Source organism: Plesiomonas shigelloides (genome assembly GCF_900087055.1).
Lineage (GTDB): Bacteria > Pseudomonadota > Gammaproteobacteria > Enterobacterales > CAMTGL01 > Plesiomonas > Plesiomonas shigelloides.
The window spans coordinates 1,625,655-1,651,792 of record NZ_LT575468.1 but is presented as its reverse complement, the minus strand read 5'-3'; the positions used below and the strand labels follow the sequence as shown (position 1 = coordinate 1,651,792).

Sequence of the window (26,138 nt, the reverse complement as noted above, 5' to 3'; positions counted from 1 at the left end):
ACGTCTACTTACAGTGCAACCTGGCACGTTATTTGATTTGCATCAATTATTTCTGTAATTTAATTACAGCTTGAGTTGCGGAGAATGTGACCATGAATATCGCTGTATTCAGTACCAAACAATACGATCGTAAGTTTTTCAGCCTGGTAAATCAGGATTTTGGCTTTAATCTCGAATTTTTCGACTTTAAATTTGATGCAAAAACCGCGCGGATGGCCGAAGGCGCTGACGTTGTCTGTATCTTCGTGAACGATACCGCCGATCGTGAAGCTATTCAGGTACTTGCTCAACAGGGGATCAAACTGATTGCTCTGCGCTGTGCCGGATTTAATAACGTCGATTTGGAAGCTGCCAAAGAGTACGGTATCACCGTCGTGCGTGTGCCTGCTTACTCCCCGGAAGCCGTCGCAGAACATGCAGTCGGTATGATGCTGACCCTGAATCGCCGGATTCACCGCGCTTACCAGCGCACCCGTGATGCCAACTTCTCACTGGAAGGCCTGACCGGTTTTAATATGCACGGTAAAACCGCGGGGATCATCGGTACCGGTAAAATCGGTATTGCCACCATGCGTATCCTGAAAGGATTTGGCATGAATCTGCTGGCCTTTGATCCGTACGAAAACCCTGAAGTGGCTAAACTCGGTGGTAAATATGTGGATCTTGATACCCTGTTTGCCCAGTCAGATGTGATTTCACTGCACTGCCCGCTGACACCGGAAAATCGCCACCTGCTGAATGCTGATGCGTTTGCCAAGATGAAGAAAGGCGTGATGATCATCAACACCAGTCGTGGTGCTCTGCTGAACTCTCAAGATGCTATCGAAGCCTTGAAGCAAGAGCAGATTGGCTCTCTGGGTCTGGATGTGTATGAAAATGAACGCGATCTGTTCTTCGAAGACAAATCCAATGACGTGATCAAGGATGACGTGTTCCGTCGTCTGTCGGCATGCCACAACGTACTGTTCACCGGTCACCAAGCGTTCTTGACCGAAGAAGCGCTGACCAATATCGCCGAAACCACACTGAGCAATATCGCAGAGTTCGTTAAAACAAAACACTGTGTAAATAAAGTCGAAATATAATCCGACATCCGAGCTCTGACCAAAAAAAATTATCGACAGGGGGTTGTATACCTCCTGTCCTATTTTCCCCAAGCCCTCCTCAAAGAACTAAAGATATTTCATTAAGTTAATTAATTTTAAAACACACTGTCTTAAAAATAACGCTGAAATATCCGTGAGATACGACACTATACTCCCGCTTGTTTGTTTCTGATTTTCTGCTAAGTTATGCCTTCTTTTGCGCAGAATATAGGCAAAACATGTCAATTCGTCGAATACCGTTACTTTTATGAATGGAAATTGATATCAATGCTGTCGGAAACCCGACAAAAATACATTGAACGATTTATTCAAATGCTATTTGACGAACTCAAGCTTTCGCTTCTAGCTTTATAAATAAAACAACACCAATTGTGATAAAACAAGTTCGAACAGTGGTCACCGATAAAATCACAACACATGAGGAATCACGTCGTGCAGCGACAACAACCACTACAACGCCGTAGCCGGGAGCGCGTTCAACGCATCTTGGATGCTGCAGCAGAACTATTCGACCAGAAAGGTATTGATGCGGTTAACCCTGGTGATATCGCTAATCATGCGGGTATTACTCGGACTTCACTGTACCGATACTTCCCTAATAAAACCTCAGTCATTCATGCACTGGCTCTAAGCCATCTGGAAAAGCTCCGCGAGCAATTCCGTCAGGTCAGAGATCAACGATTGGATGGCGAAGAGCTGATTAACGCTCTACTGAACGTACATATCCATTTTCTGAGTAAAGAACCCGGCTATCAGGCTGTATGGTCTTCTGTAGCGATTACACCAGAGCTGCATAACCTGTATGAGCTGGAAAATGAATGGTTATCTGATGTTTGGGGTAATTTGATTATTCATTTAAACCCTCATTTTGATGAGAGCCGCTTACCCACTATCCGTAGAATGATCCCACTGATTGTAACGGCTGTACTGCGTGATTGCTCACGAGACAGCACAGCGCAGTTAGATGATTATTTTGCTGAATTACGTAATATGCTTTATCTGCTGTTTGGATTAAAAAGTAAGTAAACCACTGGCCAAGGATCGGCCTGTTACCCTACCCTTTATATTGCCCCAGCGGTCAATACATCAGCGCTAACTCTATTAAATAGTTTCACCGCATTAATACTACAATTAATCTGTGAGATTATGGCTCGTCTTATCTCAAAACCGATATCCGCATTACATTCATGCAATAAGCAATCAAAGTAAGTTAAATCCAATATCCAATATTAATCGCACCATTAAACAAGTTACTTATCACACAAATAGTGCTTACAACCGCCATTCGACCCAATCCAGGCTTCTCTTTACTAAACTCAGGCCAAATCCAAATGACAAATGCAACAGCCAGCATCAGCAATGCCCCTGCGGTTGCATATTGTGCAGAAACGGCATTGATAAGATTTACATTAAGTGCGGATCGCACTGCTTCAGCACATGCGGCTAAAATACCCAATAACCCCGTCGCAGGTAATAGACGGTAAAATGCTTGTAATCGACAACGTGCAGAAACCATCAACGTATGTGTTACTGCAGCGCCAGATGTCAGCAAACTGACCACCATCACCGCTTTCGCCGGCAGCACAAACAGCGCAGCTATAAATGCAAACACGCCGACTATCGCTGAAGCAAACAATGCATTTCGTGCTCGCACTGGCTGGTGGCGAGAAAATTCATACGCAATCCCCGCTACAGCAACCAAAAATACCAATACTGAATTTTCTAGAGAAACGGCACCCGCAGCCAACGTTGACAACCATAAAACCGTCAACCCACGCCCCTGCTTAATCAAGCGACGACGCTGCCCCGGACAGATTTGCCCCTTCCACAGAACCACCGCCATGATCACATTGACCATCACCGCAATGCCCAGTAATACTGGAAACACAAAATCCAACACATTCAGCATATGAACGAGATCTCACCGCATCCACAAGAAAAGAGAGATTATAATTTGGCCTTAGCCCATCACAAAAGGATTTATCATTAAAGCGCAGCCAAGTCAGAATAGTGCTATTTCGCTTGCAGATTTAAGGTATGATTTTCATATTATGTCGCATCAAGATTACAGAGAGCCAACACTCTGGAACTGATTATTTTACTAAGCAAATTAAATCGCTGGCCGACCTTATGAACAAACTGCTGCTACTCCTCCCCTTGTTAACACTGACCGCATGCACCAACACCGCCGCCACATCAGCAAACGCAATAGCAACATCCTCTGCGTCAGAGTCATTGATCACGCCACAAATGCTAGCGCATCGTCATTTTGTGTTGACTCAGGTTGACCAGACTCCGGTTCAACAAGGCAACACTATGTATCCCGGCATCGATTTTTATGAGAATAGCCAACTGGGAGCGACCTTTTGTCATGAGCTACAAGGCACTTACCTCATTGATGGACAACGGATCGTCAGTGACCTTCGCCCGCTAACGCAACAAAATTGTGCGAATCCCGAATGGGAGAAATTTGACGCAATGTTTACCCAGATGCTACAGCAAGGGGCAACGCTGACATGGCAAAACCAGATTCTTCATCTGACGGATGGGCAACATACGATGCAATTTAAGTTGAAAGACTGGGTGTATTAACAGCGCCACAGAGAAAAGCAGCTGAGAAGCAACCGTTCACACTGCTCGCTCACAAAGTCAGTTCACAAAGCATAGCCAATAAAAAACCGGAATCCTCTATCAGCGATTCCGGTTTTAGGTGTACATACTATCGATGTTTACGTTAATCACTAAAGTCATCAGCAATGTTTTCCACCACCAAGGACTTCACCGGTTATTACTCGTACCACAAAACCTCAACTTAACAACGGATTATGTCGCTATTCTCATCTCGTCTCATTGCCGTATCACTACAACAATAACACGCCCAACCTATCTCCAGACTCGTTTGGCCCCTTCAGCCAGATTGTTTTACGTTTAACATCTGTAACTGCCGGACTTCACTGATTCCGTTAGCTAATTGCTAGCTCGTAAATCAGGCCTTACGTGTTTGATTTTCATTGCGTTTCGTTTCGATTTAGCTTTACTAACTTTTACCTTGTTGCTTTGCTTTATCTCATTTAACGTCAGTTTTGACCGATTTGTATCTTTACGTTTAACGTTACAGTTTTTGCTCACTCGTTTGCGATACAACAGCATGTTGATTCATGTGCTATCACTTGAGTTATACCCTTATAACAAGGTGTATTAGCTACAGACTCGCTGTATTGGTACTTTGCATTTTACTGTTTGACTGTCCGGTCAATTACCCCATGCACTTACCTGATGGCCATCTTCACGTGAAGCCTTACATGGCCGGTAACGCATTACAGTATAACGTTTACTTATCACTGATACGTACTACTGACTTTACTTCCTGCTTACTCTACTTTCCTGAGCATATTTACGCTGTTTACCATATCTAGCTTGCGTTTCTTGCTTAGCTTTCCTGCATCTTGCTGTTGCTTCTTGTCACTTGCCGCTAGGCTAGGATTTTCCTGCTGTTGCTAGCAAGGATACGCGAGTTATGCTTCCTTTTGTCACCCTCCTTATGACCGCATCGCGTTGATTCACTAATCAAACATTAGTATATCAAATTACCGTTTTCAATCAGTTTCCTGATCCCAGCCTGATGGTGTTTTGGACGCACCATAGAAGCTACCCATTTGACCATTGCTCGTGGATTTTCGGTTCATCATAAACAAACCTACCACAGCCAGTAACACGACAACACTTAACGATAATGGAATCAGCATCCTGCCACCTCTTTGAGGATTGGTTTGAATGATTTACCTATAATCCCTGATAACGCCTCCTTTCCTTTGCTTGGTTACACGTTTCCGGACGCTGACACCACAACCGCGGTGTTCAGTATTCCGTGACATGTATCATCACACATACCATTCAAAAGTGGACTGTCATCATTTGCTTCCAGCGAGATCACTTCAAACCAAACTGCATTTCAGCGTTCAGATACCAGAAGTGTTTGCTCCCAACTGGGATAACATGCCCTAGAGTCACATTACCACCATTCATCAAACAGGGTATACAGGCCGGTTACCTTTAATTACCATCTGATTACATGTCTTACGCTTTCGATTTTACGCGTTGCTTTTCTATGTTGCAGCAGATGTCTTTGATTTTTCTTTCAAAAACAGATGCCTTTCATCTATAAGTCTCTATAGGTAATCCGAATAAAGGTATTATCTTTCAATACCCACTATTGAGTTTAGTTAAGGTTGGTGAACTTGCCAGTCAAAAAGTGATATCCGAAGGGAGAAGTCGTCGAAGGATGAGATAAATCACAACTCGTTAGATTATCCTGCAAATCCCCGGCTCGCTATACATTTAAACAAGACGGCCAGTTCAAGAACAAGATTAGGGCTACAACGGCAAGATGAGTGATTTAACCTAATAATATTCTTAATCCAAAGTAAGTGAACAATCCACCACAGCAAAGTTCAATGGGAATAAATGCTTTGTGATATACATTTTTGGCCGTGGATTTAGAAAACACCACCGCCAACGTCATATGCCACATAAGTGTAATGCAACACATAATGATCACAACCAGTGATGCCAGCGTGGCAGGAAATACATCAGGAAGCGTAACAGAAAAAAGACTGAGGACAAAAAGACCTGTTTTAGGATTAATAAGACTGGTTACCATCGCTGTTTTAAACATTGATTTCGTTGATGGCGCAACCGAATACACAGGTGTTATGCTTGTTGTCAGTGGCACTGGATCTATTTTTACTGCGCGTCGTTTAATTATTTCATACACGACCTTGTACAACTTGTTATAACCTAAATAGAGTAAATATAATCCACCCACACCTTGCACCAGGTAGAGCAACCAAGGGAATGTTTTGAAGAGCAAAAGCAGACCAGACACACCTAAGAGAGCCCAGATAAATACCGCGCTAGTTACGCCCAATGCAGCCCAAGACGCACTGTGACGACCTTGCGTCAACGCAGTATTCAAGGTTAACAGCACATTCGCACCAGGAGTCAGTACAGCTAATCCCCAAATCACAGCGACATGCCACAGTACGGTTACATCCCCCATTGCCAATCTTCCTTGTTATCCTAAGTTTACCTAGCTATTATTTACTTTCCAATCAGTGACATAGCAATCATCTGGTCACCAATAAAATCAACTCATAACCGCTTTATGCCTACGTTCTTGATTATTCCGTATCAAACGCAAACAGGCTCACCAACATGCTAAACGGCATTTATCCTCCGTTGAACATCTTAGTAAGCCTGTTGCCAGTCACAATGATTAAGCAATCAAAAAACCGCTTTGGTTATTGCAATAATGCTAAGCAATGCCATAAACGCAGCTGAAATACCCAGATCCCAGCAATACGTCAGCGCTTCATAATCCATGGCCTCATCTTTTCGTAATTGTAATACGAGAAGAACAAAGAAAAACACGGCAAGAACAAACGTTATGAGCGCAAAAATGCCTCTAAACGTGAGAAGGTTTTTACGTAGTTTTTGTAATCCTGTTCCATGGATGGCTGGCATTTTACACCTGATACATACCCAAGAGTGTCCACTCATAACGCATATCTTCTATTCAATATACAACATGATGCCTAATTATTATTTTTATACCAGCTCATTTATAAAACACCTTTTCCATATAGAAAAGAGATAGAGCGAGATAAAACAAAACAACCTTTCAATTATTACACAACGAATAAACTAAGTATAAAGACAATTATTTTTTGCGAGATAACGCCAGTTAGCAAACGATGAGTAAATAAATGGATACGAATTGAAACATTTAGTATCAACTACGGAGGCGCAAAACCACCGTAGCTGAAAACAAGAGTGACGTATTAACTGACTCGACGCTCTTGCCTATCTCTCTCATCAGCTATACGGATCAAATCAAAAATTGCCCGTTCGCTAGACAACGGCTTTACAGAAGCAGCACTGAACGCCGCACGGTGAGAGTTTGTTTTTCGACGTAGGATATCTTTCACGGTGATCAATCCAATCCCCGTTCGCTCCGCTATCGTTTCAGCGGAATACCCTAGCATTTGTAGGTGATAGATACCTTCAAGAATACCTCTTGAAAAGGTCATTCTGTCACCCAAAAAAACCTGTGCGATTTCAGGTACAGAAATATCAGAGACTTTTACCGGTTTTACTGCGGGACGAAACCCCGTCCGCGTTCTGGCTCTCGCTGCGGCATTTTGCCGATCTAAGATTACTGCGGTGTAGTCACATCCATCATCATGCATGCCGACGCCACCAATCCCGTGTTTACTTACCAGCATTATGCCCTCCTTACGGATAGCCCGGTATGTCGGAAGCCCGCATACCCACAGTTGCATTAGAGATGTCGGAACCAAGAGAACGTTGCCCTCTTGCATCTCCCCAGTTTTATGCGCAATACCTCCGCTCTGTCATGCTCCGTGTTGCCTCTGATTTCGGTATATCAAACCCTGAAAGCAAAAACCAGTATCAGGATGTGAGATTAATCCCCGATCCTTAAAAAAAACGCATTATGTTGTGTGAGTGCTGAAAAATTAATCTTGATAAGCAGACAGTTAGTCATTTCGTAGACTAATAAAGCTGAATCTACCCCATCAGAGGTAGCGCTGTAGGCACAAAGAATAAAGGCAGCGCTACATGCACTGCCTTTACTCGTGTGAAAGTTTATTATGGGGGCTGTTTATCTAACACATGTCAACGTATGCCACACAGTAGACTGATAAGGCGCTTATAACCAACGCCTAACTCGTGCTTTATACAACTCAAATTGCGTGCCAAACAAAGCCTGCATCGCCCGCTCTTCTGGCTTAATCTGAAAACGGGTCATGTAGCTAACAAATACGGCTACCCCAGCTAACGCGATGACTGAATCCAGATACAATGCCCAGGCCACCAGCCAGAGGGCTAAACCGGTATACATTGGGTTGCGAGAATATTGGTACACGCCGCCAACCACCAAGGCAGATGCCGTTTCCGGTTTGAGTGGATTTACCGTGGTCTGTGCACGCTTAAACGCTATCACACCGCCAATTCCCAGTAATATGCCCATAGCGAACAGCGCAATCATAAGCGCGATACGTAGGCCATGCGGCAACGGAAAATGCCCGGGTAAAAATGACAGTAACCCGATCAGCAAGGCGGCACTCGCTGCAATCAGTGGTGGCGGGATACGATTATCTAAATTTGGCATGCTTGCTGTTCCCCCTTTTCCCAGACTATGGCGCCGAAAACCTGTTTTCTGTGATTGAGCGTGATGGTTTGAGACAATCGCATGAAAGTGACAGTGTCACGTAAATACCTATTGGGTTACGCCACAATATCGGTACGAGATGCGGGTATAAACTGCATCACGGACACCGGTTTGTTTGCGTAGCATTCTTGTTTGATTTCTTGCCAGCCCATACTTTGATAAAACGCTTGCTGATCTTCTGTGAACAAAAACAGCGGCTCATCACTCTGTTTACCGTGCGCACTCATCACATGATGCACCACCTTACGCCCCAGTCCTAACCCACGTTTATCTTGCTTAATATAGACATTCGCCAGCCAAGGTGTGAGTTCGCGGTTGGTTTCCATATCGTGTTGCAGCACCGCCGCAGTGCCCGAGAGTTCACCTTGATGGAAAATCAGCCACGTTGACGGTACCGCGTGCTCCCCCAGAGATTCGCGCAGGTCAGCGGCAAAATCATCAAGGGTGCGATCCGGGTATAGCGAATGCCATTCATCGAAATGCCAGCGGGCAATATGGTCAATCAGGTGTGGATGTGCACTCAGGCATTCAATTTTCATCATAAACTCAACGCGTTCGTTTTATATAAGCGGCATGCAGTACAAAATACAGACAAAAAGGCAGCCATGCTGGCTGCCTTCGTTATTGCGGTAATAATACCGTTTAGCGGGTCAAAAATGTATCAAATATGCTTTTGCCGATAGTTACAATCGCGGCATTACGCTCATCAAAGGTCGCTTCGGTTTGCGTCAGGTAGATAGAGACAAACATCGGCTCTTGTTGCGCAGACCAAACCAACGCGGTGATCCCACGGGAGCCAAAACCACCCGCACCAGAGCGATCGGCTATCTGAACGCCTTGAGGCAGCACGGAGCGCAACAATCCATCCGCCACTTTATTATCTTGCATCCACGTTTTCAGCTGCTGACGTGAAGTGCTAGATAAGGTCTCGCCGAGCACCAATGTGTTCAAGGTGTGGTTAATCGCATTCGGCGTGGTGGTATCTCGCGGATCGTTTTTGGCCGCTTCATTGAGTGTTGGCTCATTGCGATCCAATCTTGTGACGTTGTCACCGATTGACTGCAAGTATGCTGTTAGCGCAGCAGGACCACCGATTTTTTCAAGCACCAAATTAGCGGCGGTATTATCACTGGTTTCCATGGTTGCCTGACACGCCGCTTGTAAGGTGATATCCGTACCTGCCAGTGGACGCAATACCGGTGAATACTCCATGAGATCTTCACTGCGAACCTTAACGGTATCTTTCAATGCCAATTTACCCGCATCAACATCCGTCAGCATTTTAGCGCAAGCCAACGTTTTAAACGTACTCATCATCGGGAAACGCTGATCGCCGTGGTAATTCCACACCACGCCTTGACTGGGGATAAATACAGATACCCCCACACGTGCCCCTAATGTCTGCTCCACCGATTTCACTTGCGCGGATAACGCCGCAGTATCCTGCGCCTTAACCAAGGAACTCTGCGCTAAACCCGCGAATGACCAGCAAGAAATCACTACCGCAGCGGCGCGAAAAAAAGTCCGACCCAATACTTTCATGAACAAATTCCGTGTGTAAATTTATGTATTATGTTGATTTATTTAAATTAAATTTAGAGTAACTCAATAAACTATAACAGCACTCAACATGCTTGCAGCATGCGCTGAAACAGGATTTTTCCTTCCCCACATTCTGGCACTAACGCATTTTCTTCGTAGCCGACAATGTGGTAGCCGCTGGCAATCAGCAACTGCAGCATCGCCGGATAACGATTCATCGATTTCACCTTCACGCAGTGATACCCCTGCTCGCGCGCCCACGCTTCTTGCTCTTGACGCAGCTCACTGGCGATGCCCTTGCGGCGATATTCTGGCAATACACCGCCTAGCCAACTGTAAAACTCGCACTCAGAAATCGCATAGCCCAGTTTGTAGGCAACCGCTCTTCCTTCTGCTCGCGCAATTAAGATCAACGTCGACTTACCAGCCAAACGCTCTTCTAACAGTGCACGCGTTGTCCGGCCATCAAATTCGGGGATCCCCGAATCGACCTGCAGCACATCATCTAAGGTGCCGATTTCTATCTTCATTGCACGTGTCCCTAATCATGTTATATGCGGGGCGCGTGTTAGCGCGGCTGCAGTGTACGCAGATAGAGATTATTTTCCGAGCCATACAGTGCGATGGTGCCATGAGGCGCAAACCCCAAGGCGGTAAGCAGATGATTAGATGCAATATTGTCTGGCAATGTGATGCCTAACACTTGGTGGACGCCATGCTGTTCACGAGCATTGTCTAACACGGCCAGCGCCGCTTCCTTTGCATAGCCCTGACGCCAGTGCGCCGACAAGAAGGCATAACCCAGATCGGGCAAATCCAACTCGTTACGCTGTAACAGGCCACACATCCCCACAGGGGTACCGCAGGCTTTAAGCTCAACCAAATTCAAACCAAAACCGTGTTGCGCGTAAGACGCTTGTGGCCCGTGCTGAATATAGCTCAATGCACTTGCCGTATCCCGAACCTGTTTGTCACCAATATATTGTAAAAATGCCGGCTCATTCAGCAAGTGTTGAATAAATGCGGTATCGGCATCGGTAAAATGTCGCACTCGCAACCGTGCGGTTTCACAAACAATATGCATCTTGAATATCCCTGTCCTATCCCTAAAAAACGCACTATAAGCGGATTACGTGGCTGACTCCAGCATCCTATCCCGCGCTTAGCCATTCTCTTTTCTCGTGATCAATTACGCGCATATTCAGATTCCGACAACCACAGTTCAATCAGCACAACATGCCTTGTAACAGATTAAAACGCCGCGACTTATAGCAAAACCAAAGAAGCTGCACCGCATAACACTTTTGGTCATACAGCAGTGTTAGCGTTTCGAGGTTGTGCTACACAGAGGTGACGGCATGTTTGTGAAAGCGCCATCTAAATGGTGGAGTGTCGTCAGCAAACTGGCCACTCTCTACCTATACTTGCAGTGTTTTTATGTACATGCACATCAGCATAACGTTGTTTGCGCCTGCGCTAAGTAAGCAGGCAAGAAAGCTTTTTGATGTTCTGCATAATGATTTCAGCTATGGCTGAACATGCGCTTCAAACCTAGGGCTCAGAGGCCCTTAGCGTTGATGAGTGTTGGCATGTTAACCATGGCAGCAATGCGTTTCATACTGGAAATGAACAGGAGCTCATATGGAAAATAAACACAGCACCCCTTCCGGAAAATGTCCGGTCATGCATGGTGCGTTGACCTCATCCGGTTCAGCCAATACCAACGCAGATTGGTGGCCTAAAAGCCTGAATCTAGATATCTTGCACCAGCATGACAGCAAAACTGACCCGATGGGCGCTGCCTTTAACTACCGCGAAGCCCTGAAAAAACTGGATGTGGAAGCTCTGAAAAATGATGTTAAAGCGCTGATGACCGACAGCCAACCGTGGTGGCCAGCGGACTGGGGACATTACGGCGGTTTAATGATTCGGATGGCATGGCACTCTGCGGGCACTTACCGTACTGCCGATGGCCGTGGCGGCGCAGGACACGGTAACCAACGTTTTGCTCCTATCAATTCATGGCCTGATAACGTCAACTTGGATAAAGCCCGTCGACTGCTGTGGCCAATCAAGAAAAAATACGGCAATAAGATTAGCTGGGCTGATTTGATTGTTCTCGCCGGTACCATGGCTTATGAATCAATGGGCCTGAAAACCTTTGGTTTTGCGTTTGGTCGCGAAGATATTTGGCATCCTGAAAAAGATGTGTACTGGGGTTCGGAAAAAGAGTGGCTGGCCCCCAGCACCGCCAAAAACAGCCGTTACTCCGGTGAACGCGATCTGGAAAACCCGCTCGCCGCGGTGATGATGGGGCTGATTTACGTTAACCCTGAAGGGGTGGATGGTCAGCCAGATCCACTAAAAACCGCCCATGATGTGCGCGTCACCTTCGCACGTATGGCGATGAGTGACGAAGAAACTGTCGCGCTTACTGCCGGTGGTCATACCGTAGGGAAATGTCACGGCAATGGCTCCGCCAAAGATTTAGGCCCCGCGCCAGAAGGTGCTGAGATCGAAGATCAAGGTTTCGGTTGGCTGAATAAAACCAGCCGAGGGATTGGTCGAAATACAGTCAGCAGTGGACTGGAAGGCGCATGGACTACCCACCCTACCCAATGGGATAACGGCTACTTTGAGTTGCTGCTCAACTATGACTGGCAGCTGGCCAAAAGTCCGGCGGGCGCATGGCAATGGGAGCCAATCAACATCAAAGAAGAAGACAAGCCGGTTGATGTCGAAGACCCAAGCATCCGTTACAACCCCATCATGACCGATGCCGATATGGCCATGAAGATGGATCCGGAATACCGCAAGATCTCCGAGCGATTCTATAAAGACCCAGCCTACTTCTCTGAGGTGTTCGCCCGCGCGTGGTACAAGCTGACTCACCGCGACATGGGGCCAATATCCCGCTATTTCGGACCCGATGTGCCAGCAGAAACCCTGCTGTGGCAAGATCCGGTGCCGGCTGGACGCACTGATTACGATGTGGCTGATGTCAAAGCACGCATTGTAGCCAGCGGCCTGTCTATCAGTGATCGCGTCACTACCGCATGGGACAGTGCCCGTACCTTCCGTAATTCAGATAAACGCGGCGGCGCCAACGGCGCACGTATTCGTTTAGCACCACAAAAAGATTGGCAAGGCAACGAGCCTGAACGCTTAGCGCGCGTATTAGCGGTGCTGGAACCGATCGCTGCGAAAACCGGTGCAAGCATTGCCGATGTGATTGTGCTAGCTGGGAACACCGCCATTGAGGAAGCGGCGAAAGCAGCGGGAGTGGCAGTATCAGTGCAGTTTGCTCCAGGCCGCGGTGATGCAACACAAGAGATGACCGACATAGAATCTTTTGACGTGCTAGAGCCACTGGCTGATGGGTATCGCAACTGGTTGAAGAAAAATTATGTGGTCACGCCGGAAGAGTTGCTGCTCGACAGAACGCAACTGATGGGGCTGACTGCGCCAGAAATGACCGCACTGATGGGCGGCATGCGGGTACTAGGAGCCAACTACGCAGGCTCGGCACATGGCGTATTCACCGATCGTGTTGGTGTCTTGTCGACTGATTTCTTCGTCAACTTGACCGATATGAGCTACACATGGAAACCGGCAGGCGAAAATCTGTATCAGATTTGTGACCGCGTAACCGGTGCCGTGCGCTGGACCGCTACCCGAGTGGATTTGGTATTTGGATCCAATTCCATTTTGCGGGCTTACGCCGAAGTGTATGCGCAAGATGATAATCATCCGAAGTTTGTTCATGACTTTGTCGCCGCATGGACCAAAGTGATGAATGCCGATCGCTTTGATATTTAATACTCTTAGCGAATAAATCGGCACTCCCGCCGCGTTGTGCTGGCCAGTGACATCAACATCACGGCCTGTACACCGCGGCATTTTTGTCTCTTTTAAATGCATTTTTCCACCTCTTCGCTACTTCTTTTTCACCACAATTTGCCGCATATCACGCAGCAAACACTGGTCATTCGTCTCTATTTATGCAATTCTCTCGCCCCATTTGTAATACAAGGTCATTTATGGTCAAGCAATTATCTGGGATTTTACTCCTCGCCGTAGCTGGCTGCGCCGATGCATCGATTATCATCAATCAAAATATCGGGTTAGATCCGGTGTATGAGCCAACCTCACGCCCAGCCTACCGTGAACGCATCTATGTATGCACCCTGACCCCATTCAGTGATGTGTACGCTGATGCCGGCCGCTCAGAGCGCAGCGCTCGCCACAAAGTGAGCCAACGCTGTGAGCAAGGGCAAGGTAACGGCAGTATTTTCTGTAAAACCAAAGATGCCGTATGCACAGCCACCTCATTAGACGAGGATGATGGCCACGCACAAAACGTGTTGATGATTTTTGATGGCAGCCACCAGCGCGGCGCATCATTGGCGATTAGCCGTGATATGCCGGATCTTGCCCGTCATGGTTTCGCGGATCGGCTCTCTTCCTTCAGTATTCCTGATGGCTGGACGGTCCGCTTCTATGAGGGTATCAGCTACACCGGTGGCTACTACACCCGTCAGGGCGGTGATCAGGAAGCGATTGATTTTGATAATAAGATTCGCTCAATCCGCATTTTAAAGCGCTGATCTCAGAGTGCGGGCCGCATTTTCAAGTTACTAGTTAGGTGTCGCCCGCGTTCAACGTTATCTTTCGCACGAAACAAATAAACCAGCACACAATACAAATCTTAAGTAACCGACCGAGACAATATCTCCAATCTCACAGAAAATAGACTATTTTGCATCGTTCGATACAATACACCGCTAAATTTGAGTGTTCGTTTGAATCCGATCAGCCTCTCAAACCAACCGTTTTCTGAAAACAGTTATTTTCAGAGATAAACAACCTAAATATACGCACAGCCTTCGTATTTTATGTTGGTGTTGTTAATGGGGAGAATGACTGGGGAGTATGTATGTCTATCAAACCTGATCGCATCACCGCAATGCAACAAATCATCGATGCGGTAAAAGCCGAATTCCCTTTGTATCAGCAAGATACCTTTACCTGTGGGCCGGATAACTCCTGTGTCGGATGTCCGAAAAAGCTGATGGATTTGGTCGATACTGAATTGCAATACTGGCAACATCAGCTAGATCGGGGGATCGCACCCAGCTTTGATGATCTCAATCAGTTCGGAAAAATGTGTAAAAACGTACGGCGCGCCTTAGTACGCAATAACCGCATCACTGCGTAATGCTCACTACCGGTTAACAGCACAACGCCACTTCACAAAGCCAGGATAATGCGCTGCCCAGCATGACCGGACAGCGACACCTTCAGCATACGAATATTACGCGCGATATTCCCTACGCCTCACAGTAACTCTTGCCCTAAGCCTCGTAATCGTTCACTCAGCGTACCGGCCAACAGCTGCCGACGCATACCTTGTCCGGTCAGTGTAATCAACACCGCGCCAAATAAAGGTAAGCCCAGCCAGATATCCCAATGCAGTTGCCATTGTCCATCAAACCACCACCACTGCAGCGCCAGCGAACTGAGTTCTACTACGGTGGCGGCACACAAGCCGGCGAGTACACCGCTGGCTACCAACTCCCAACGCAACATGTTACCCAGCAAATGGCTACCGGCCCCCAGCATACGCATCAATAAAAGCTCGCGACGGCGACTGGCCATACTGGCCTGCGTCTGCGTCAGCAAGACCAGTAAAGCGGCAATGGTCACTAACCCCAGCATCAATGCCAATGCCCGGCTGACTTGCTCGGATACCCGCGATAAACGCGTGATCAAATCATCGACATCAATCAGGCTGACCGTCGGATGTTGGCGGATAAGTTCAATTTCCGCGGCCCGTCCGCTCTCTGGTAAGCGATAACTTCCGAGCCACGTGCGCGAGAATGGCGCCAGCAAATCGTCCGAGAAGATCATATAAAAATTCGGACGCATGTTATCCCACTTGATACTACGCAAACTGGTCACGCGCGCCTCGAAGCTGCGACCTTCAATTGTGAAACCGAGCATATCGCCAAGTTGAATGTTTAGGCGCTTGGCTAATTCGCTATCAACCGAGACTTCCCCCTTACCTTGCAACCATTTGCCGCTGGTCACCTGATTATCAGCCGGTAAGGTACCCGTGGTGGTAAAGTTCAGTTCTCGATCGACACCTTCGCGCCCAGTATCCGCGCCTTCGCCAACAGCTTCACCGGCAATATGTGTCAAACGCCCTCGCACCACAGGGTAAAAGTCAGACATCACCGCTCCGGCGGCGTGCAACGCTTGCCCAATTGCATCACGTTCATCCTCAGCCACATTGACCAGAAAGCGATTAGGCGCATCAGCCGGTAAACGGGCAGCAAACTCATCCAACAAGTCAGTACGCGCCGCCCACAGCAAACCGAGCAGCATTAACGCCAGCGCAAAACCGGCTAATTGAAACAGCCCACTGGCGCGCTCACGGGAAAGATGTGACAGCGCCAATCGCAAGGCATGTGGCCCTTTGATGCGTGCGCTCAAGCGGAGCAATAACGCAGCCACGGCAGCAAGCAGCCCCATCAATATGCCCATACCGCCGACTAGCCCTAGTGCCAAGCGCACATCGGCGGTAAATCCCCAGACCAATGCAAATAGCCCAAGCAACCCGACAGGAATGGCAAACCAACTGGGAATACCGGCCTCCAGTTCGCGGCGCAATACCCGCAGCGGCGGTACTTTCAGCAAGCGTAAGAACGGGATCAACGCCAATAATGCGGTGATGAAAAATGCCACCGCAATGCCTAGCGCAAAAGGCCGCCATGACGGCGCCGGCAAATCAGGAGGCAGCAGTTCACCGAGTAATTGCAAGGTCACCCACTGCATCGCAGTGCCCGCAACCACGCCTAACAGCGCGCCCAGCAATGTCAGTGAAAATAATAAGCATCCCATCAATTGCCATAAACTGGCGCGCGACGCACCCAAGGTTTTAAGCAAAGCCACCATGTTGGTCTGCCGCTCGGCAAAGTGCCGCACCGCAATCCCCATAGCCAGCGCGCCGAGTAATACGCCACACAACGAAGCCAATCGGAAAAAGCGTTCGGCATTGCCTAAAGAGCGCCCCACTTGGGATTCGGTGTCATCCGGTAAAATCCATTTTTGTCCGGCTTGTAACTGCGGGGTTAGCCAGTTGGCATAACGGTTCAGCTCTTCGGTTGTGCCTTTAAACAAGTATCGCCATTGCTGACGTGACCCCGGTAACAAAGCGCCGGTAGCCTCAATATCCGCACTATGGATCAAGGCACGCGGAGCCAGTAAGAAAGGACTAAAGCCTTGATCGGGCTCTTCTCCCAAAAGACCCGCTACCCGCAACACGGTATTGCCAACCTCAATATCGTTACCGGCTTTAGCATCCAACAGCTGCATCACTCTGGTCGACAACCAGATTTCCCCGGGCTTTGGCGGCCGTTTAGGCGTTAACTCTAAGCGGCCATAGAAAGGAAAACCATCAGGCACAGCGCGGATTGACGCCAACTGCAGCGCATCGCCGTGAAACAGCATGCTGTTAAAGCTGACGGTGGTTTGTACAGCTAATCCCTCTTGCGTTGCTTGCTGTAACCAAGCCGCTGGGATTGGCGTTGCCGTTCGCAATACGCGATCCGCGCCGATAAAATCACGCCCTGACGCTTTAAGCCCTGCGCCAAGGCGATCGGCCACCAGCGCCACGCTCAGAACACTGGCCACACTCAGCGCGAGTGCTAACACAAACCAACGTAGCTCACCACTAAACCCTTCACGGCGCAACAGACGCCAGCCTAATCGCCATTGCGTCATATGCTCATCCCTCCGCATAGTTCTTTATGATGAAGACTAGCCGAATGTCGGTTTGCACGAGTTATGGTTAGGCTCATTATTAGGTGTATGGCCGGTTTTGGCGGTAAGCGGTGCGCAGAATTTTCGCGATCATGCCGATACATCATGCCCCTCCACATGGCCAGCAACCATCACGACCTGACGCTGACAGCGGCTCGCCAATTCACGATCGTGGGTCACTACTACTAACGTGGTGCCATGTTCACGATTAAGGGCAAACAGCAACTCAATCACCTTTTCACCGGTCTTACTATCGAGGTTACCGGTCGGCTCATCCGCCAGTAATAAACGCGGTCGCGTCATAAACGCACGCGCAATCGCCACTCGCTGCTGCTCCCCACCCGACAAGCGCGGAGGTAAATGATGTAAACGATCGCCAAGGCCAACGGATTCCAGTAACGCACGGGCGCGAGGCTCACAATCGGTCTCACCCCGTAACTCCGCCGGCAACATGACATTCTCAAGTGCGGTCATGGTGGGAAGCAGTAAAAATGACTGGAATACAAAGCCGATCTGCTCTGCACGTAATTTCGCACGCCCTTCTTCGTCCAGTTCGGTGAGCGATTGCCCTAAGATGCTGATGCTACCGACGGAAGGCAAATCCAACCCCGCCAATAACCCTAACAAAGTGGATTTTCCCGAGCCGGAGGCGCCGACTAGCGCCACGGTTTCGCCGCTATTGACTTGTAAGTCAATACCTTCAAGGATAGTGAGAGTTTCTTGGCCAAGACGCACTGATTTGCCAAGGCCCCTGACAACAATAATGGGAGTTGAATTCATGGCACGTATCCTGTTTGCCTTGTGTTTATGGGTTTCATCCGTTCATGCCCAGACACTGCTGATTCTTGGCGACAGCCTCAGTGCCGGTTATCAAATGCAGGCAGAGCAAAGTTGGCCGGCATTGCTACAGCAAAAATGGCATTCCGAGGGCACCGACCACTCTCTGATTAATGCCAGTGTCAGCGGTGAAACAACGCAAGGTGCATTGAATCGCTTACCCGCTCTGCTTACTGAGCATCAACCCGACTGGTTGCTAATTGAACTGGGTGGTAATGATGGCCTGCGCGGCTTTACCCCAGCCCTTGTGCGCCAAAACCTCACCCAAATGATTGAGTTGGCTAAAGCGCAACAGACTCACGTGGTATTAACCCAGATTCAACTTCCTCGCAACTATGGTGCGCGTTATCTGAGACAGTTCGAGCAAATCTTCCCTGAGCTTGCCACGCAATACAGCCTGCCTCTGCTCCCTTTCTTTATAGAAGATATTGCATTAAAACCGGAAATGATGATGAGAGATGGGATCCACCCAACAGCCGAGGCGCAGCCACTGATCCGCGATAAAGTGGCTGCATTTATTGAGCCGCTGCTGGAGCAAAAATCGCAGTAAATTCAGTGCTGCAATTTATAAAACGCAGTAATAAAGGGGATGTACGACAGCAGGCTGCACTTCCCCGTATTCATTTACTTATTGATTTTCTTTAGCATCCAAACATCACAACCACAATGTGGCGTACCCGTTAGCGGTTGAGCTAAATGCTCAAATCCTAAAGATTCATACAGGGAAATCGCCGCATGCATGCTTTTTAAGGTATCGAGGTAACACTGAGTAAACCCTTGCGTTTGGGCGAAAGACAAACATCGCTGTACTAATTGCCGCCCCAACCCGCAGCCTCGACCTTCCGGCAGTAAAAAGAGCTTACGCAGTTCACAGGTCTCTGTACTGTGATTAAATGGCGCAATGCCACAGCCGCCCACCACCACGCCATCAATACGTGCTACCCAATATTGGCTTTGCATTGAAGCGCAGTAATGTTCGCTCATATGCAGTACTTCGGCATCAGAAGGACCAAAACCGTCCCCAATTGCCCCAAACTCAGCGCCAACGGTTTTGATAATGTGGCAAATCGCTGCATCATCATGTGGTGTGATTTTTTGGATAGATATGTTCATTTGCTTTCCCTGTCTGATTTTCCAAATTGATTGATTCATTTATACACGAAGCCGCCTGCTCAGGGATATCTCAACGCAACATCACACTCTTTTACATGCCAGCTCATCAGTTCTCGGTTATATGCTTTACTTAGATGCATAGCTTCTAGAGACGCGGCTTATAGATGCACAGTTTCGTATCCGCCCCGCTCACGCGCCATGTCGTGCGCTCATGACAACCATTAAGGGTGTATTATCATGACCGAGATATTCACGTTAACGTTGTCTCCTTCATTAGACAGCGCAACCACCACGGCCAAAATGTATCCGGAAGGAAAACTGCGCTGTACCGCACCGGTATTTGAACCGGGCGGCGGTGGAATTAATGTTGCGCGCGCTATCGTCTATCTGGGCGGTCAAGCTCATGCGATTTTTCCCATCGGCGGCCCCACAGGCGAGCATCTCAAAGAACTGCTTGATCGCGAAGGGATTCAGACCGAGGCCTTAACTACTGCCGATTGGACACGGCAAAATCTGCATGTCCATGTAGACAGCAGCGGCGAACAATTTCGCTTTGTGATGCCTGGAGCACAGTTAAGCCAATCTGAGTTTGCCCAACTGGCAGAGCGTGTCAATTCCATACCTACCGGTTCAATTCTGGTTATTAGTGGCAGTTTGCCTCCCGGCACACCGTTAGAAAAATTAATCGAACTGGTGCAACAAGCAAAAGCCAACGGTCTCCAGTGCATCATCGATAGCTCTGGCGATGCCCTAAAAGCATGTTTAGATTTAGGCGGTATTGCGTTGGTCAAACCGAACCAAAATGAACTCTCTGCACTGATTGGTCGAACTTTGGAAGATCCTGATGACGTGCGCAATGCAGCCAAAGAGTTAGTGCTGTCTGGCGCCGCCGAGCGCGTAGTGGTGTCACTCGGGCCACAAGGGGCACTGGCCGTAGACCGTGATCATTGCGTGCAAGTCGTGCCACCACCGGTGAAAAAAATGAGTACTGTTGGCGCGGGTGACAGCATGGTTGGCGCAATGACATTAAAACTATCTCAAGACGCAGATCTCATTGATACCGTACGCTTTGGCGTCGCAGCCGGTAGTGCCGCAACGCTTAATCTAGGGACTCGCTTGTGTTCTTTGGAAGATACATTGCGGCTGTATGGGTATATTTGTAATGGTTAGGGGTGTGGTGATGGCTGACGACTGTGAGGTGGGGTAATTTTTAATCGCCACTAATACAAAGCATTTAAGAGTGATTCCCAACGCTTGGCATTTTTCATTCCATCGTTGGGTTTTGTGTTTACGGTGGTATGGTTGGCTTTCGTGGTAGCGTTGCTCACACCTTAATGCGGCGTTAAAGGTATAATATTTCTCATTCGCCGTAGTACGCTACTACGGCAATACTACTATTCTCTCATGCGTCTAAAATATTAATTTGATGCCTTTTCTGATAACATTTAGCGAAGGGGCATAGCTGCGCACGCTCGCGTGCGCAGCGGTTTGAAATGGGCATAAAATTCGCGCAGCGAATGCCCATTTAAAAATGTCCCTGCTTGAACTTGTTGTTATCAAGAATCCGCAGCTAACAAAGCAACCAAAATACATAGCACCAAATAACAGGCTAACTTTCTATCAATGGCAGAATTTGTATACTAACTTCACAACTAGCAGCCTATGCTATGGTAAAAGTCTCAGCAATATAGTATATCAAACCGCGAATATAGTCCTATTCTGCAACCAAATTTAGGTTAGTGAAAATGATAATTGATAAATTAGCTTGGATACTCATTCGTGACGGTAAACTTTTAACCGTTAGGTCAAAAGGCAAATCACTATTTTATCTGCCAGGTGGTAAGCGCGAATCTGGTGAATCAGATGAGCAAGCCCTACTCCGCGAAATAAAAGAAGAGCTAGACGTTGATTTAATACCTGAAACCATAAAATACACTGGTACATTTGAAGCGCAAGCGGACGGAAAAGATGAAGGTGTTACTGTTAAGTTAACTTGCTACTTATCTGATTACAGCGGCCATCTACATCCTGAGTCAGAAATTGAAGAATTAAAGTTCATTGGTGCGGACAATAAGAGCATTTGTTCTCTCGCAACATTAGTAACTTTAGAGTGGCTAGAGAAAAATTCGATGATTAGCTAAGAGAATCGTGCCAATAATTTAGCCGCTTATTGGCACTGTCTTACTTCAGATAATCCTATCACAACTATTCACCACCACCGCAAATGTTGATTTAGACAATTTCTTGATAACATTTAATTAAGGGGCATAACGAAGCACGCTTGCGTGCGCAGTGGTTTGAAATGAGCGTAAAATTCGCGCAGCGAATGCTCATTTCAAAATGTCCCTGCTTGAATTTCTTGTTATCTGAAACCCCAAGGCTGCTAAAAGCAGAGTTTTGCCGACCAACGTAACAGCCTTAAGTAAAGGCAGTTTTCCTCGGCGAGCCTGAACTTACCCTATTCTCCCGATGATTGATCACGTGACTCGACCATTCGACTCTGAAGCTAAATCGAAGAAAGAATACAATTGCGCCACGAAAACTAGCTTGACTACGGTCTGAAATTTAAACCACGAAAGCCTATTAAATTCGCTTTTCAGATAACATTTAGCTAAGGGGCATAGCGGAGCACGCTTGCGTGCACAGTGGTTTGAAATGTCCCTGCTTGAGCTGTTTGTTATTATTTTAGGCACTGACATTCCTAAAAATAAGTTATTTGCTCTCTTTAACAGTTTTAATTAGCTCTAGACTATTACCATTTATGACATAATAATTCTTTAGATATTCGCGTGAGTTGCCATCATCAACGTCCTCAGCAACTTTTGATGTGACAACTAATCGACTATTAAGATTGTACGAGTCAATCCACTCACCAACTCGTAAATCTTCACCATCCCCACTCTCGTTCTCTTGCCACAAATTATATGCATTAAATGTGGTATCAATCACTTGCCCGGTTTTCCTATTCACTAATGCTTCAACGTAGCAACCAGACCCACCACACCCCCAACCAGTAATAACATACTCACCAGCAATTACCGGCGGTTCAGCCATTGCTTTGCTTAGTCGAGTTGGGAATGTTTTAGATAGTTCTGAATTTTTTATTAATTTTCCTGCTGGACCAATATAAGGTGCAGAAGAAGGAAAATCTTTGAACACAGGAATAGCAGAAGAACTCGTAACCTCTGATGAGATTTGAGTATTTTCAGTACTCATTGAGACTGTCGGTTGAAGAACAAGTAAAGCACCAAGAAAAAAAGCCCTCATCATGCAGCTCCATGCATTATTTGATACCCTGTAAAACTGGCTAAAAGGTAACACGATTTATTCTAGCTTTGAAGAAAACAGCACAGTTCTAATGAAATCATAACTTCTTACTAAGGGGCATAACGGAGCACGCCTGCGTGCGCAGTGGTTTGAAATGGGCGTAAAATTTGCGCAGCAAATTCCCATTTCAAAATGTCCCTGTTTGGCTGTTTGTTATCTGGAACCGATGCTGCTAAAAGCACAATGTTTCCGCCCCAACACCCTACCTTACTCTTCTTTTCCAACAGACTGCATGATGCCGCTCCAGTCACAGTATAATTTCAGGCGTTTGGTACTATCACAAACCCAGTTGAGTTGCTGAACTGTTGTTGAGATGGAGACACTATGACTGAATTCGAAAAGATGTGCTTAGGCTTGGAGTATGATGCCTTTAGCCCTGAATTTGGGATACAGAGAAAACAAGCATTTACCCTGCTCAAAAAGATCAATTCGCATCAATTTGAGGATGGAAAACCGTTTGTTGCTCAGCTACTCAAACATGTAGGTAGAGACTCTGTCATTTGCCCGCCCTTCTTATGTGAATACGGTAAAACCATTTCTATTGGTGATAATACATTCATCAATATGGGCGCTACAATGCTCGACAATGCCCCGATTACTATCGGAAACAACGTACTGATTGGCCCCAACGCTCAGTTCTACACACCTACACATTCACTTAATTACAAACAGCGTAGAAACTGGGAATGCAGCAGCCTACCAATCGTGGTTGAAGATGACGTATGGATCGGAGGAAATGTGGTGATTTGTCAGGGCGTAACTATTGGCGCACGCTCAGTGATAGCCGCTGGCTCTGTTGTCACAAAAGATGTTCCGCCGGATACGTTAGTCGGCGGCACGCCAGCAAAAACAATTAAAGAATTAGACCAATAAAAACATTCGCCGTAGTATTCACTACGGCACTATTACAAGTAATTACGTTCGCAGTAATTATGAATTCAATACACTTCCAGATAACATTTAGTTAAGGGGCATAACGAAGCACGCTTGCGTGCGAAGTGGTTTGAAATGGGCATAAAATTCGCGTAGCGAATGCCCATTTCAAAATGTCCCTGCTTTAACTTTTTGTTATCATGGAACCGATGCCCACTCTGCAATGTGTTTTGCGTACTCAAAGCATGAGCCACTCTACTTTCACAATTAAAATCACTACGCAGCACACTACATAACTTTAATCTGGTGACTCAGAGTGCATACCACGTTACTATAAGGAAACTTTCCGCATAATATGCTGTTAGCTCTATACAATCAAAAGGAAGTTTATGAAACCTCTAATTTACTTAATCTTAACTTTTTTAATCGCATCATCTTCAGCACGTGCCAATAATTCTGAAATTGAAATAGATAAAAGCAAATTATTTTACGGAACTTGGAACTGCAAAGTAGTTATAGAGGAAGATGCGGGAAAAATATCATATGAAGTAGATTCAACATATATTAGAAATGGAAAATTTAATAGCCTTGGCAACATGAAACTAAACTATCCTGAACTCCCTGAGCTGGAGTATTTATATGCAGATAGTGGAAGTTGGGAAATAAAAGATGGTTATCTCATATCTACAACCGCAGAGATAAAGCTAGTAAATGTAAGTCATCCAGAATTCGACAATATAATGAATCTTGAAAAAATGTTCCCTCAAAATATTAGTGAATCAGCACAAATATTAAAGTTATCAAAAACAGAGCTGTCACTAAAAGATGAGAGTGATGGTGAGATTTATCACTGCTTTAAAAAGATAACCAAGAGCTAACAAGGCGCTCAAGAGCGGACGCAGCAAGCTGCGCCGCTTAGCTTATAGTCAAGAATATAATATTTCTCATTCGCCGTCGCCGTAGTACCTACTACGGCAATATTACAATTCTCTCATGCGCCGAAAACATTAAATAAATGCCTTTCCTGATAACATTTAGCTAAGGGGCATAGCGAAGCGCGCTTGCGTGCGAAGTGGTTTGAAATGGGCATAAAATTCACGTAGTGAATGCCCATTTCAAAATGTCCCTGCTTGAGCTTTTTGTTATCACGGAGCTAGATGCAGGCTCAGCAACTTTGGAGTAAGCTAAAAATATACGAACTAACTCTAAATATTAAGCGTTTATGGTGTTGTTAACTTCATCAACAAAACCACGGTAAAATCTCAATATATAGCCATTGAAATCTTTACTTAAAAATTCTGTATGTTCAGGTTTGATATGATCATAGCCAAATCCGTACTCAACCATTTTCTTACTAAACTTACTTTTTCTTCCACGGCCAGGATCAACAATGATGACCGCACACTGCTGATTTGCATGTTTTTGGATAAATCCTGCGAGTAAATCCACATGCTCATCTTCATAAAGTAAGTCGCTGCCAATGATAACGTCGAATAATCCCAAATGACTATCTTCACCAGCCCAATCAAGACGTTCAAATGCAATATTTTCACCGTCATTAAGCTGAGTGTTGCGATCTAAAAATTGCTGTACCTCTGGATGATAATCTGTCGCCGTAATATCCGCATTTCTTTTGTTAAGTAAATGACTCGTTACTGCCATACCACAACCAACTTCTAATATCCGCTTGCCTGAAATGTCAAAATCGAGCATGTGATGAGCAAGCACAAGACTTGATGGCCACACTACGCCAAAGATTGGCCACGTTGCAGATGATATGCCTAGATCACGCGCTACATCTTTTGGATCAGAGAACTGCTGCTTATCACGTAAAGTGCACAGATGCATGTCATGGCTACCAATCTCGATCGTTTGATAGCGAAGTCGCAATTTATTAGTCATATATGCCTTAAGTTGGTTAGATTAACTAAGTCATATATTTTTATAGATGACAAAATTAGTGTACATTTCACACTACAGTAAACCACATCACATGCAAGCAATTTAACTAGTTCGATAAATCAGAGGGTTACACTTTATGTAATGTTTTGTTTGCAAACTAGCACAGCAAATTCGCCCAGTTCACTCCTGCAACTTGTAGATTTCACAATACACGCCAAATCATTAATTAGCATTCGCCACAAAAGGTAATTCCGCACAACTCCTGATAACATTTAGTTAAGGGGCATAACGGAGCACGCCTGCGTGCGCAGTGGTTTGAAATGGGCGTAAAATTCGCGTAGCGAATGCCCATTTCAAAATGT

The 26,138-nt window shown here is 46.5% G+C and carries 25 protein-coding genes; 11 read left to right on the top strand and 14 right to left on the bottom strand.

The genetic code is table 11. The annotated features are described in order from the left end of the window. The first annotated feature begins 92 nt into the window (after nt 1-92). Nucleotides 93-1,085, top strand: coding sequence for a 2-hydroxyacid dehydrogenase (locus tag NCTC9997_RS07190; RefSeq protein WP_010863514.1), 993 nt, complete (start codon nt 93-95; stop codon nt 1,083-1,085). Nucleotides 1,086-1,538: 453 nt separating this feature from the next. Next, on the top strand, nt 1,539-2,132 hold the full coding sequence (locus tag NCTC9997_RS07185) for a TetR family transcriptional regulator (RefSeq protein ID WP_010863513.1): 594 nt from the start codon (nt 1,539-1,541) through the stop codon (nt 2,130-2,132). Nucleotides 2,133-2,316: 184 nt separating this feature from the next. Here NCTC9997_RS07185 and NCTC9997_RS07180 read toward each other — a convergent pair whose 3' ends face one another. Further along, on the bottom strand, nt 2,317-3,015 hold the full coding sequence (locus tag NCTC9997_RS07180) for a hypothetical protein (protein ID WP_064977703.1): 699 nt from the start codon (nt 3,013-3,015) through the stop codon (nt 2,317-2,319). Between the two features lie 128 nt (nt 3,016-3,143). On the opposite strand from NCTC9997_RS07180, the gene NCTC9997_RS07175 reads away from it, so the two are divergent. Next, nucleotides 3,144-3,698: an META domain-containing protein gene (locus tag NCTC9997_RS07175; protein WP_064977702.1), complete on the top strand. Its 555-nt coding sequence runs from the start codon at nt 3,144-3,146 to the stop codon at nt 3,696-3,698. Between the two features lie 1,804 nt (nt 3,699-5,502). On the opposite strand, the gene NCTC9997_RS07170 is transcribed toward NCTC9997_RS07175, so the two are convergent. From NCTC9997_RS07170 to NCTC9997_RS07135, 8 genes are all read right to left on the bottom strand, one after another. Then, nucleotides 5,503-6,165, bottom strand: a complete 663-nt coding sequence (locus tag NCTC9997_RS07170) for a LysE family translocator (protein WP_064977701.1) — start codon at nt 6,163-6,165, stop codon at nt 5,503-5,505. A 224-nt stretch (nt 6,166-6,389) separates the two neighbouring features. Further along, the gene (locus NCTC9997_RS07165; RefSeq protein WP_039044694.1) at nt 6,390-6,629 is read right to left on the bottom strand and encodes a hypothetical protein; all 240 of its coding nucleotides are present in this window, start codon (nt 6,627-6,629) and stop codon (nt 6,390-6,392) included. A gap of 317 nt (nt 6,630-6,946) precedes the next feature. Further along, nucleotides 6,947-7,390 (bottom strand): hypothetical protein, encoded by a 444-nt coding sequence (locus tag NCTC9997_RS07160; RefSeq protein WP_052181418.1) that lies wholly within the window; start codon nt 7,388-7,390, stop codon nt 6,947-6,949. Between the two features lie 446 nt (nt 7,391-7,836). After that, entirely contained in the window at nt 7,837-8,298 is a 462-nt protein-coding gene (locus NCTC9997_RS07155; protein ID WP_064977700.1) for a methyltransferase family protein, read from the bottom strand. A 116-nt stretch (nt 8,299-8,414) separates the two neighbouring features. Next, the gene (locus NCTC9997_RS07150) at nt 8,415-8,900 is read right to left on the bottom strand and encodes a GNAT family N-acetyltransferase (protein ID WP_081632858.1); all 486 of its coding nucleotides are present in this window, start codon (nt 8,898-8,900) and stop codon (nt 8,415-8,417) included. Nucleotides 8,901-9,000: 100 nt separating this feature from the next. Next, nucleotides 9,001-9,900, bottom strand: coding sequence for a class A beta-lactamase (gene bla, locus NCTC9997_RS07145; protein WP_064977699.1), 900 nt, complete (start codon nt 9,898-9,900; stop codon nt 9,001-9,003). A gap of 83 nt (nt 9,901-9,983) precedes the next feature. Beyond that, nucleotides 9,984-10,430: a GNAT family N-acetyltransferase gene (locus NCTC9997_RS07140; protein ID WP_064977698.1), complete on the bottom strand. Its 447-nt coding sequence runs from the start codon at nt 10,428-10,430 to the stop codon at nt 9,984-9,986. A gap of 38 nt (nt 10,431-10,468) precedes the next feature. Beyond that, nucleotides 10,469-10,984 carry a GNAT family N-acetyltransferase gene (locus NCTC9997_RS07135; protein WP_064977697.1) on the bottom strand — a complete coding sequence of 172 codons (516 nt, stop codon included), beginning with the start codon at nt 10,982-10,984 and terminating at the stop codon, nt 10,469-10,471. A gap of 557 nt (nt 10,985-11,541) precedes the next feature. On the opposite strand from NCTC9997_RS07135, the gene katG reads away from it, so the two are divergent. The 3 genes from katG to NCTC9997_RS07120 all read left to right on the top strand — a co-directional run bounded on the left by katG (nt 11,542) and on the right by NCTC9997_RS07120 (nt 15,118). Then, nucleotides 11,542-13,719, top strand: coding sequence for a catalase/peroxidase HPI (gene katG, locus NCTC9997_RS07130; protein ID WP_064977696.1), 2,178 nt, complete (start codon nt 11,542-11,544; stop codon nt 13,717-13,719). Between the two features lie 221 nt (nt 13,720-13,940). Beyond that, a complete protein-coding gene (locus NCTC9997_RS07125; RefSeq protein ID WP_064977695.1) occupies nt 13,941-14,507 on the top strand; it encodes a beta/gamma crystallin-related protein in 567 nt (188 codons plus the stop codon). Between the two features lie 329 nt (nt 14,508-14,836). Beyond that, nucleotides 14,837-15,118, top strand: coding sequence for a hypothetical protein (locus tag NCTC9997_RS07120; protein ID WP_064977694.1), 282 nt, complete (start codon nt 14,837-14,839; stop codon nt 15,116-15,118). Between the two features lie 119 nt (nt 15,119-15,237). On the opposite strand, the gene NCTC9997_RS07115 is transcribed toward NCTC9997_RS07120, so the two are convergent. Further along, the gene (locus tag NCTC9997_RS07115) at nt 15,238-17,685 is read right to left on the bottom strand and encodes an ABC transporter permease (RefSeq protein ID WP_064977693.1); all 2,448 of its coding nucleotides are present in this window, start codon (nt 17,683-17,685) and stop codon (nt 15,238-15,240) included. 129 nt (nt 17,686-17,814) lie between these two features. Further along, nucleotides 17,815-18,504: an ABC transporter ATP-binding protein gene (locus NCTC9997_RS07110; RefSeq protein WP_064977692.1), complete on the bottom strand. Its 690-nt coding sequence runs from the start codon at nt 18,502-18,504 to the stop codon at nt 17,815-17,817. Here NCTC9997_RS07110 and NCTC9997_RS07105 point away from each other — a divergent pair. Next, entirely contained in the window at nt 18,503-19,111 is a 609-nt protein-coding gene (locus NCTC9997_RS07105) for an arylesterase (protein WP_064977691.1), read from the top strand. The genes NCTC9997_RS07110 and NCTC9997_RS07105 overlap by 2 nt on opposite strands. A 74-nt stretch (nt 19,112-19,185) precedes the next feature. Here the strand turns inward: NCTC9997_RS07105 and NCTC9997_RS07100 are convergent, their stop codons facing one another. Further along, nucleotides 19,186-19,713 (bottom strand): GNAT family N-acetyltransferase, encoded by a 528-nt coding sequence (locus NCTC9997_RS07100; protein WP_197665256.1) that lies wholly within the window; start codon nt 19,711-19,713, stop codon nt 19,186-19,188. Nucleotides 19,714-19,911: 198 nt separating this feature from the next. Here NCTC9997_RS07100 and pfkB point away from each other — a divergent pair, with 198 nt between their 5' ends. Beyond that, nucleotides 19,912-20,844 (top strand): 6-phosphofructokinase II, encoded by a 933-nt coding sequence (gene pfkB / locus NCTC9997_RS07095; protein ID WP_064977689.1) that lies wholly within the window; start codon nt 19,912-19,914, stop codon nt 20,842-20,844. Nucleotides 20,845-21,419: 575 nt separating this feature from the next. Then, nucleotides 21,420-21,815 carry an NUDIX hydrolase gene (locus tag NCTC9997_RS07090; protein WP_064977688.1) on the top strand — a complete coding sequence of 132 codons (396 nt, stop codon included), beginning with the start codon at nt 21,420-21,422 and terminating at the stop codon, nt 21,813-21,815. A gap of 571 nt (nt 21,816-22,386) precedes the next feature. Here the strand turns inward: NCTC9997_RS07090 and NCTC9997_RS07085 are convergent. Then, complete coding sequence (locus NCTC9997_RS07085; protein ID WP_152136289.1) at nt 22,387-22,944, bottom strand: hypothetical protein; 558 nt, start codon at nt 22,942-22,944, stop codon at nt 22,387-22,389. 381 nt (nt 22,945-23,325) lie between these two features. On the opposite strand from NCTC9997_RS07085, the gene NCTC9997_RS07080 reads away from it, so the two are divergent. Beyond that, nucleotides 23,326-23,874: a sugar O-acetyltransferase gene (locus NCTC9997_RS07080; protein WP_064977686.1), complete on the top strand. Its 549-nt coding sequence runs from the start codon at nt 23,326-23,328 to the stop codon at nt 23,872-23,874. Nucleotides 23,875-24,263: 389 nt separating this feature from the next. Then, nucleotides 24,264-24,752: a hypothetical protein gene (locus NCTC9997_RS07075; protein ID WP_064977685.1), complete on the top strand. Its 489-nt coding sequence runs from the start codon at nt 24,264-24,266 to the stop codon at nt 24,750-24,752. Between the two features lie 334 nt (nt 24,753-25,086). Here NCTC9997_RS07075 and NCTC9997_RS07070 read toward each other — a convergent pair whose 3' ends face one another. Further along, nucleotides 25,087-25,776 carry a class I SAM-dependent methyltransferase gene (locus NCTC9997_RS07070; protein ID WP_064977684.1) on the bottom strand — a complete coding sequence of 230 codons (690 nt, stop codon included), beginning with the start codon at nt 25,774-25,776 and terminating at the stop codon, nt 25,087-25,089. Between the last annotated feature and the right edge of the window lie 362 nt (nt 25,777-26,138).

What these genes read in the sequence shown, in the direction of transcription:
- NCTC9997_RS07190 (WP_010863514.1), top strand. Translation starts at nt 93, where the DNA reads ATGAATATCGCTGTATTCAGTACCAAACAATACGATCGTAAGTTTTTC.
- NCTC9997_RS07180 (WP_064977703.1), bottom strand. Translation starts at nt 3,015, where the DNA reads ATGCTGAATGTGTTGGATTTTGTGTTTCCAGTATTACTGGGCATTGCG.
- NCTC9997_RS07175 (WP_064977702.1), top strand. Translation starts at nt 3,144, where the DNA reads ATGATTTTCATATTATGTCGCATCAAGATTACAGAGAGCCAACACTCT.
- NCTC9997_RS07170 (WP_064977701.1), bottom strand. Translation starts at nt 6,165, where the DNA reads ATGGGGGATGTAACCGTACTGTGGCATGTCGCTGTGATTTGGGGATTA.
- NCTC9997_RS07165 (WP_039044694.1), bottom strand. Translation starts at nt 6,629, where the DNA reads ATGCCAGCCATCCATGGAACAGGATTACAAAAACTACGTAAAAACCTT.
- NCTC9997_RS07160 (WP_052181418.1), bottom strand. Translation starts at nt 7,390, where the DNA reads ATGCTGGTAAGTAAACACGGGATTGGTGGCGTCGGCATGCATGATGAT.
- NCTC9997_RS07155 (WP_064977700.1), bottom strand. Translation starts at nt 8,298, where the DNA reads ATGCCAAATTTAGATAATCGTATCCCGCCACCACTGATTGCAGCGAGT.
- NCTC9997_RS07150 (WP_081632858.1), bottom strand. Translation starts at nt 8,900, where the DNA reads ATGATGAAAATTGAATGCCTGAGTGCACATCCACACCTGATTGACCAT.
- bla (WP_064977699.1), bottom strand. Translation starts at nt 9,900, where the DNA reads ATGAAAGTATTGGGTCGGACTTTTTTTCGCGCCGCTGCGGTAGTGATT.
- NCTC9997_RS07140 (WP_064977698.1), bottom strand. Translation starts at nt 10,430, where the DNA reads ATGAAGATAGAAATCGGCACCTTAGATGATGTGCTGCAGGTCGATTCG.
- NCTC9997_RS07135 (WP_064977697.1), bottom strand. Translation starts at nt 10,984, where the DNA reads ATGCATATTGTTTGTGAAACCGCACGGTTGCGAGTGCGACATTTTACC.
- katG (WP_064977696.1), top strand. Translation starts at nt 11,542, where the DNA reads ATGGAAAATAAACACAGCACCCCTTCCGGAAAATGTCCGGTCATGCAT.
- NCTC9997_RS07125 (WP_064977695.1), top strand. Translation starts at nt 13,941, where the DNA reads ATGGTCAAGCAATTATCTGGGATTTTACTCCTCGCCGTAGCTGGCTGC.
- NCTC9997_RS07120 (WP_064977694.1), top strand. Translation starts at nt 14,837, where the DNA reads ATGTCTATCAAACCTGATCGCATCACCGCAATGCAACAAATCATCGAT.
- NCTC9997_RS07115 (WP_064977693.1), bottom strand. Translation starts at nt 17,685, where the DNA reads ATGACGCAATGGCGATTAGGCTGGCGTCTGTTGCGCCGTGAAGGGTTT.
- NCTC9997_RS07105 (WP_064977691.1), top strand. Translation starts at nt 18,503, where the DNA reads ATGGCACGTATCCTGTTTGCCTTGTGTTTATGGGTTTCATCCGTTCAT.
- NCTC9997_RS07110 (WP_064977692.1), bottom strand. Translation starts at nt 18,504, where the DNA reads ATGAATTCAACTCCCATTATTGTTGTCAGGGGCCTTGGCAAATCAGTG.
- NCTC9997_RS07100 (WP_197665256.1), bottom strand. Translation starts at nt 19,713, where the DNA reads ATGAATCAATCAATTTGGAAAATCAGACAGGGAAAGCAAATGAACATA.
- pfkB (WP_064977689.1), top strand. Translation starts at nt 19,912, where the DNA reads ATGACCGAGATATTCACGTTAACGTTGTCTCCTTCATTAGACAGCGCA.
- NCTC9997_RS07090 (WP_064977688.1), top strand. Translation starts at nt 21,420, where the DNA reads ATGATAATTGATAAATTAGCTTGGATACTCATTCGTGACGGTAAACTT.
- NCTC9997_RS07085 (WP_152136289.1), bottom strand. Translation starts at nt 22,944, where the DNA reads ATGATGAGGGCTTTTTTTCTTGGTGCTTTACTTGTTCTTCAACCGACA.
- NCTC9997_RS07080 (WP_064977686.1), top strand. Translation starts at nt 23,326, where the DNA reads ATGACTGAATTCGAAAAGATGTGCTTAGGCTTGGAGTATGATGCCTTT.
- NCTC9997_RS07075 (WP_064977685.1), top strand. Translation starts at nt 24,264, where the DNA reads ATGAAACCTCTAATTTACTTAATCTTAACTTTTTTAATCGCATCATCT.
- NCTC9997_RS07070 (WP_064977684.1), bottom strand. Translation starts at nt 25,776, where the DNA reads ATGACTAATAAATTGCGACTTCGCTATCAAACGATCGAGATTGGTAGC.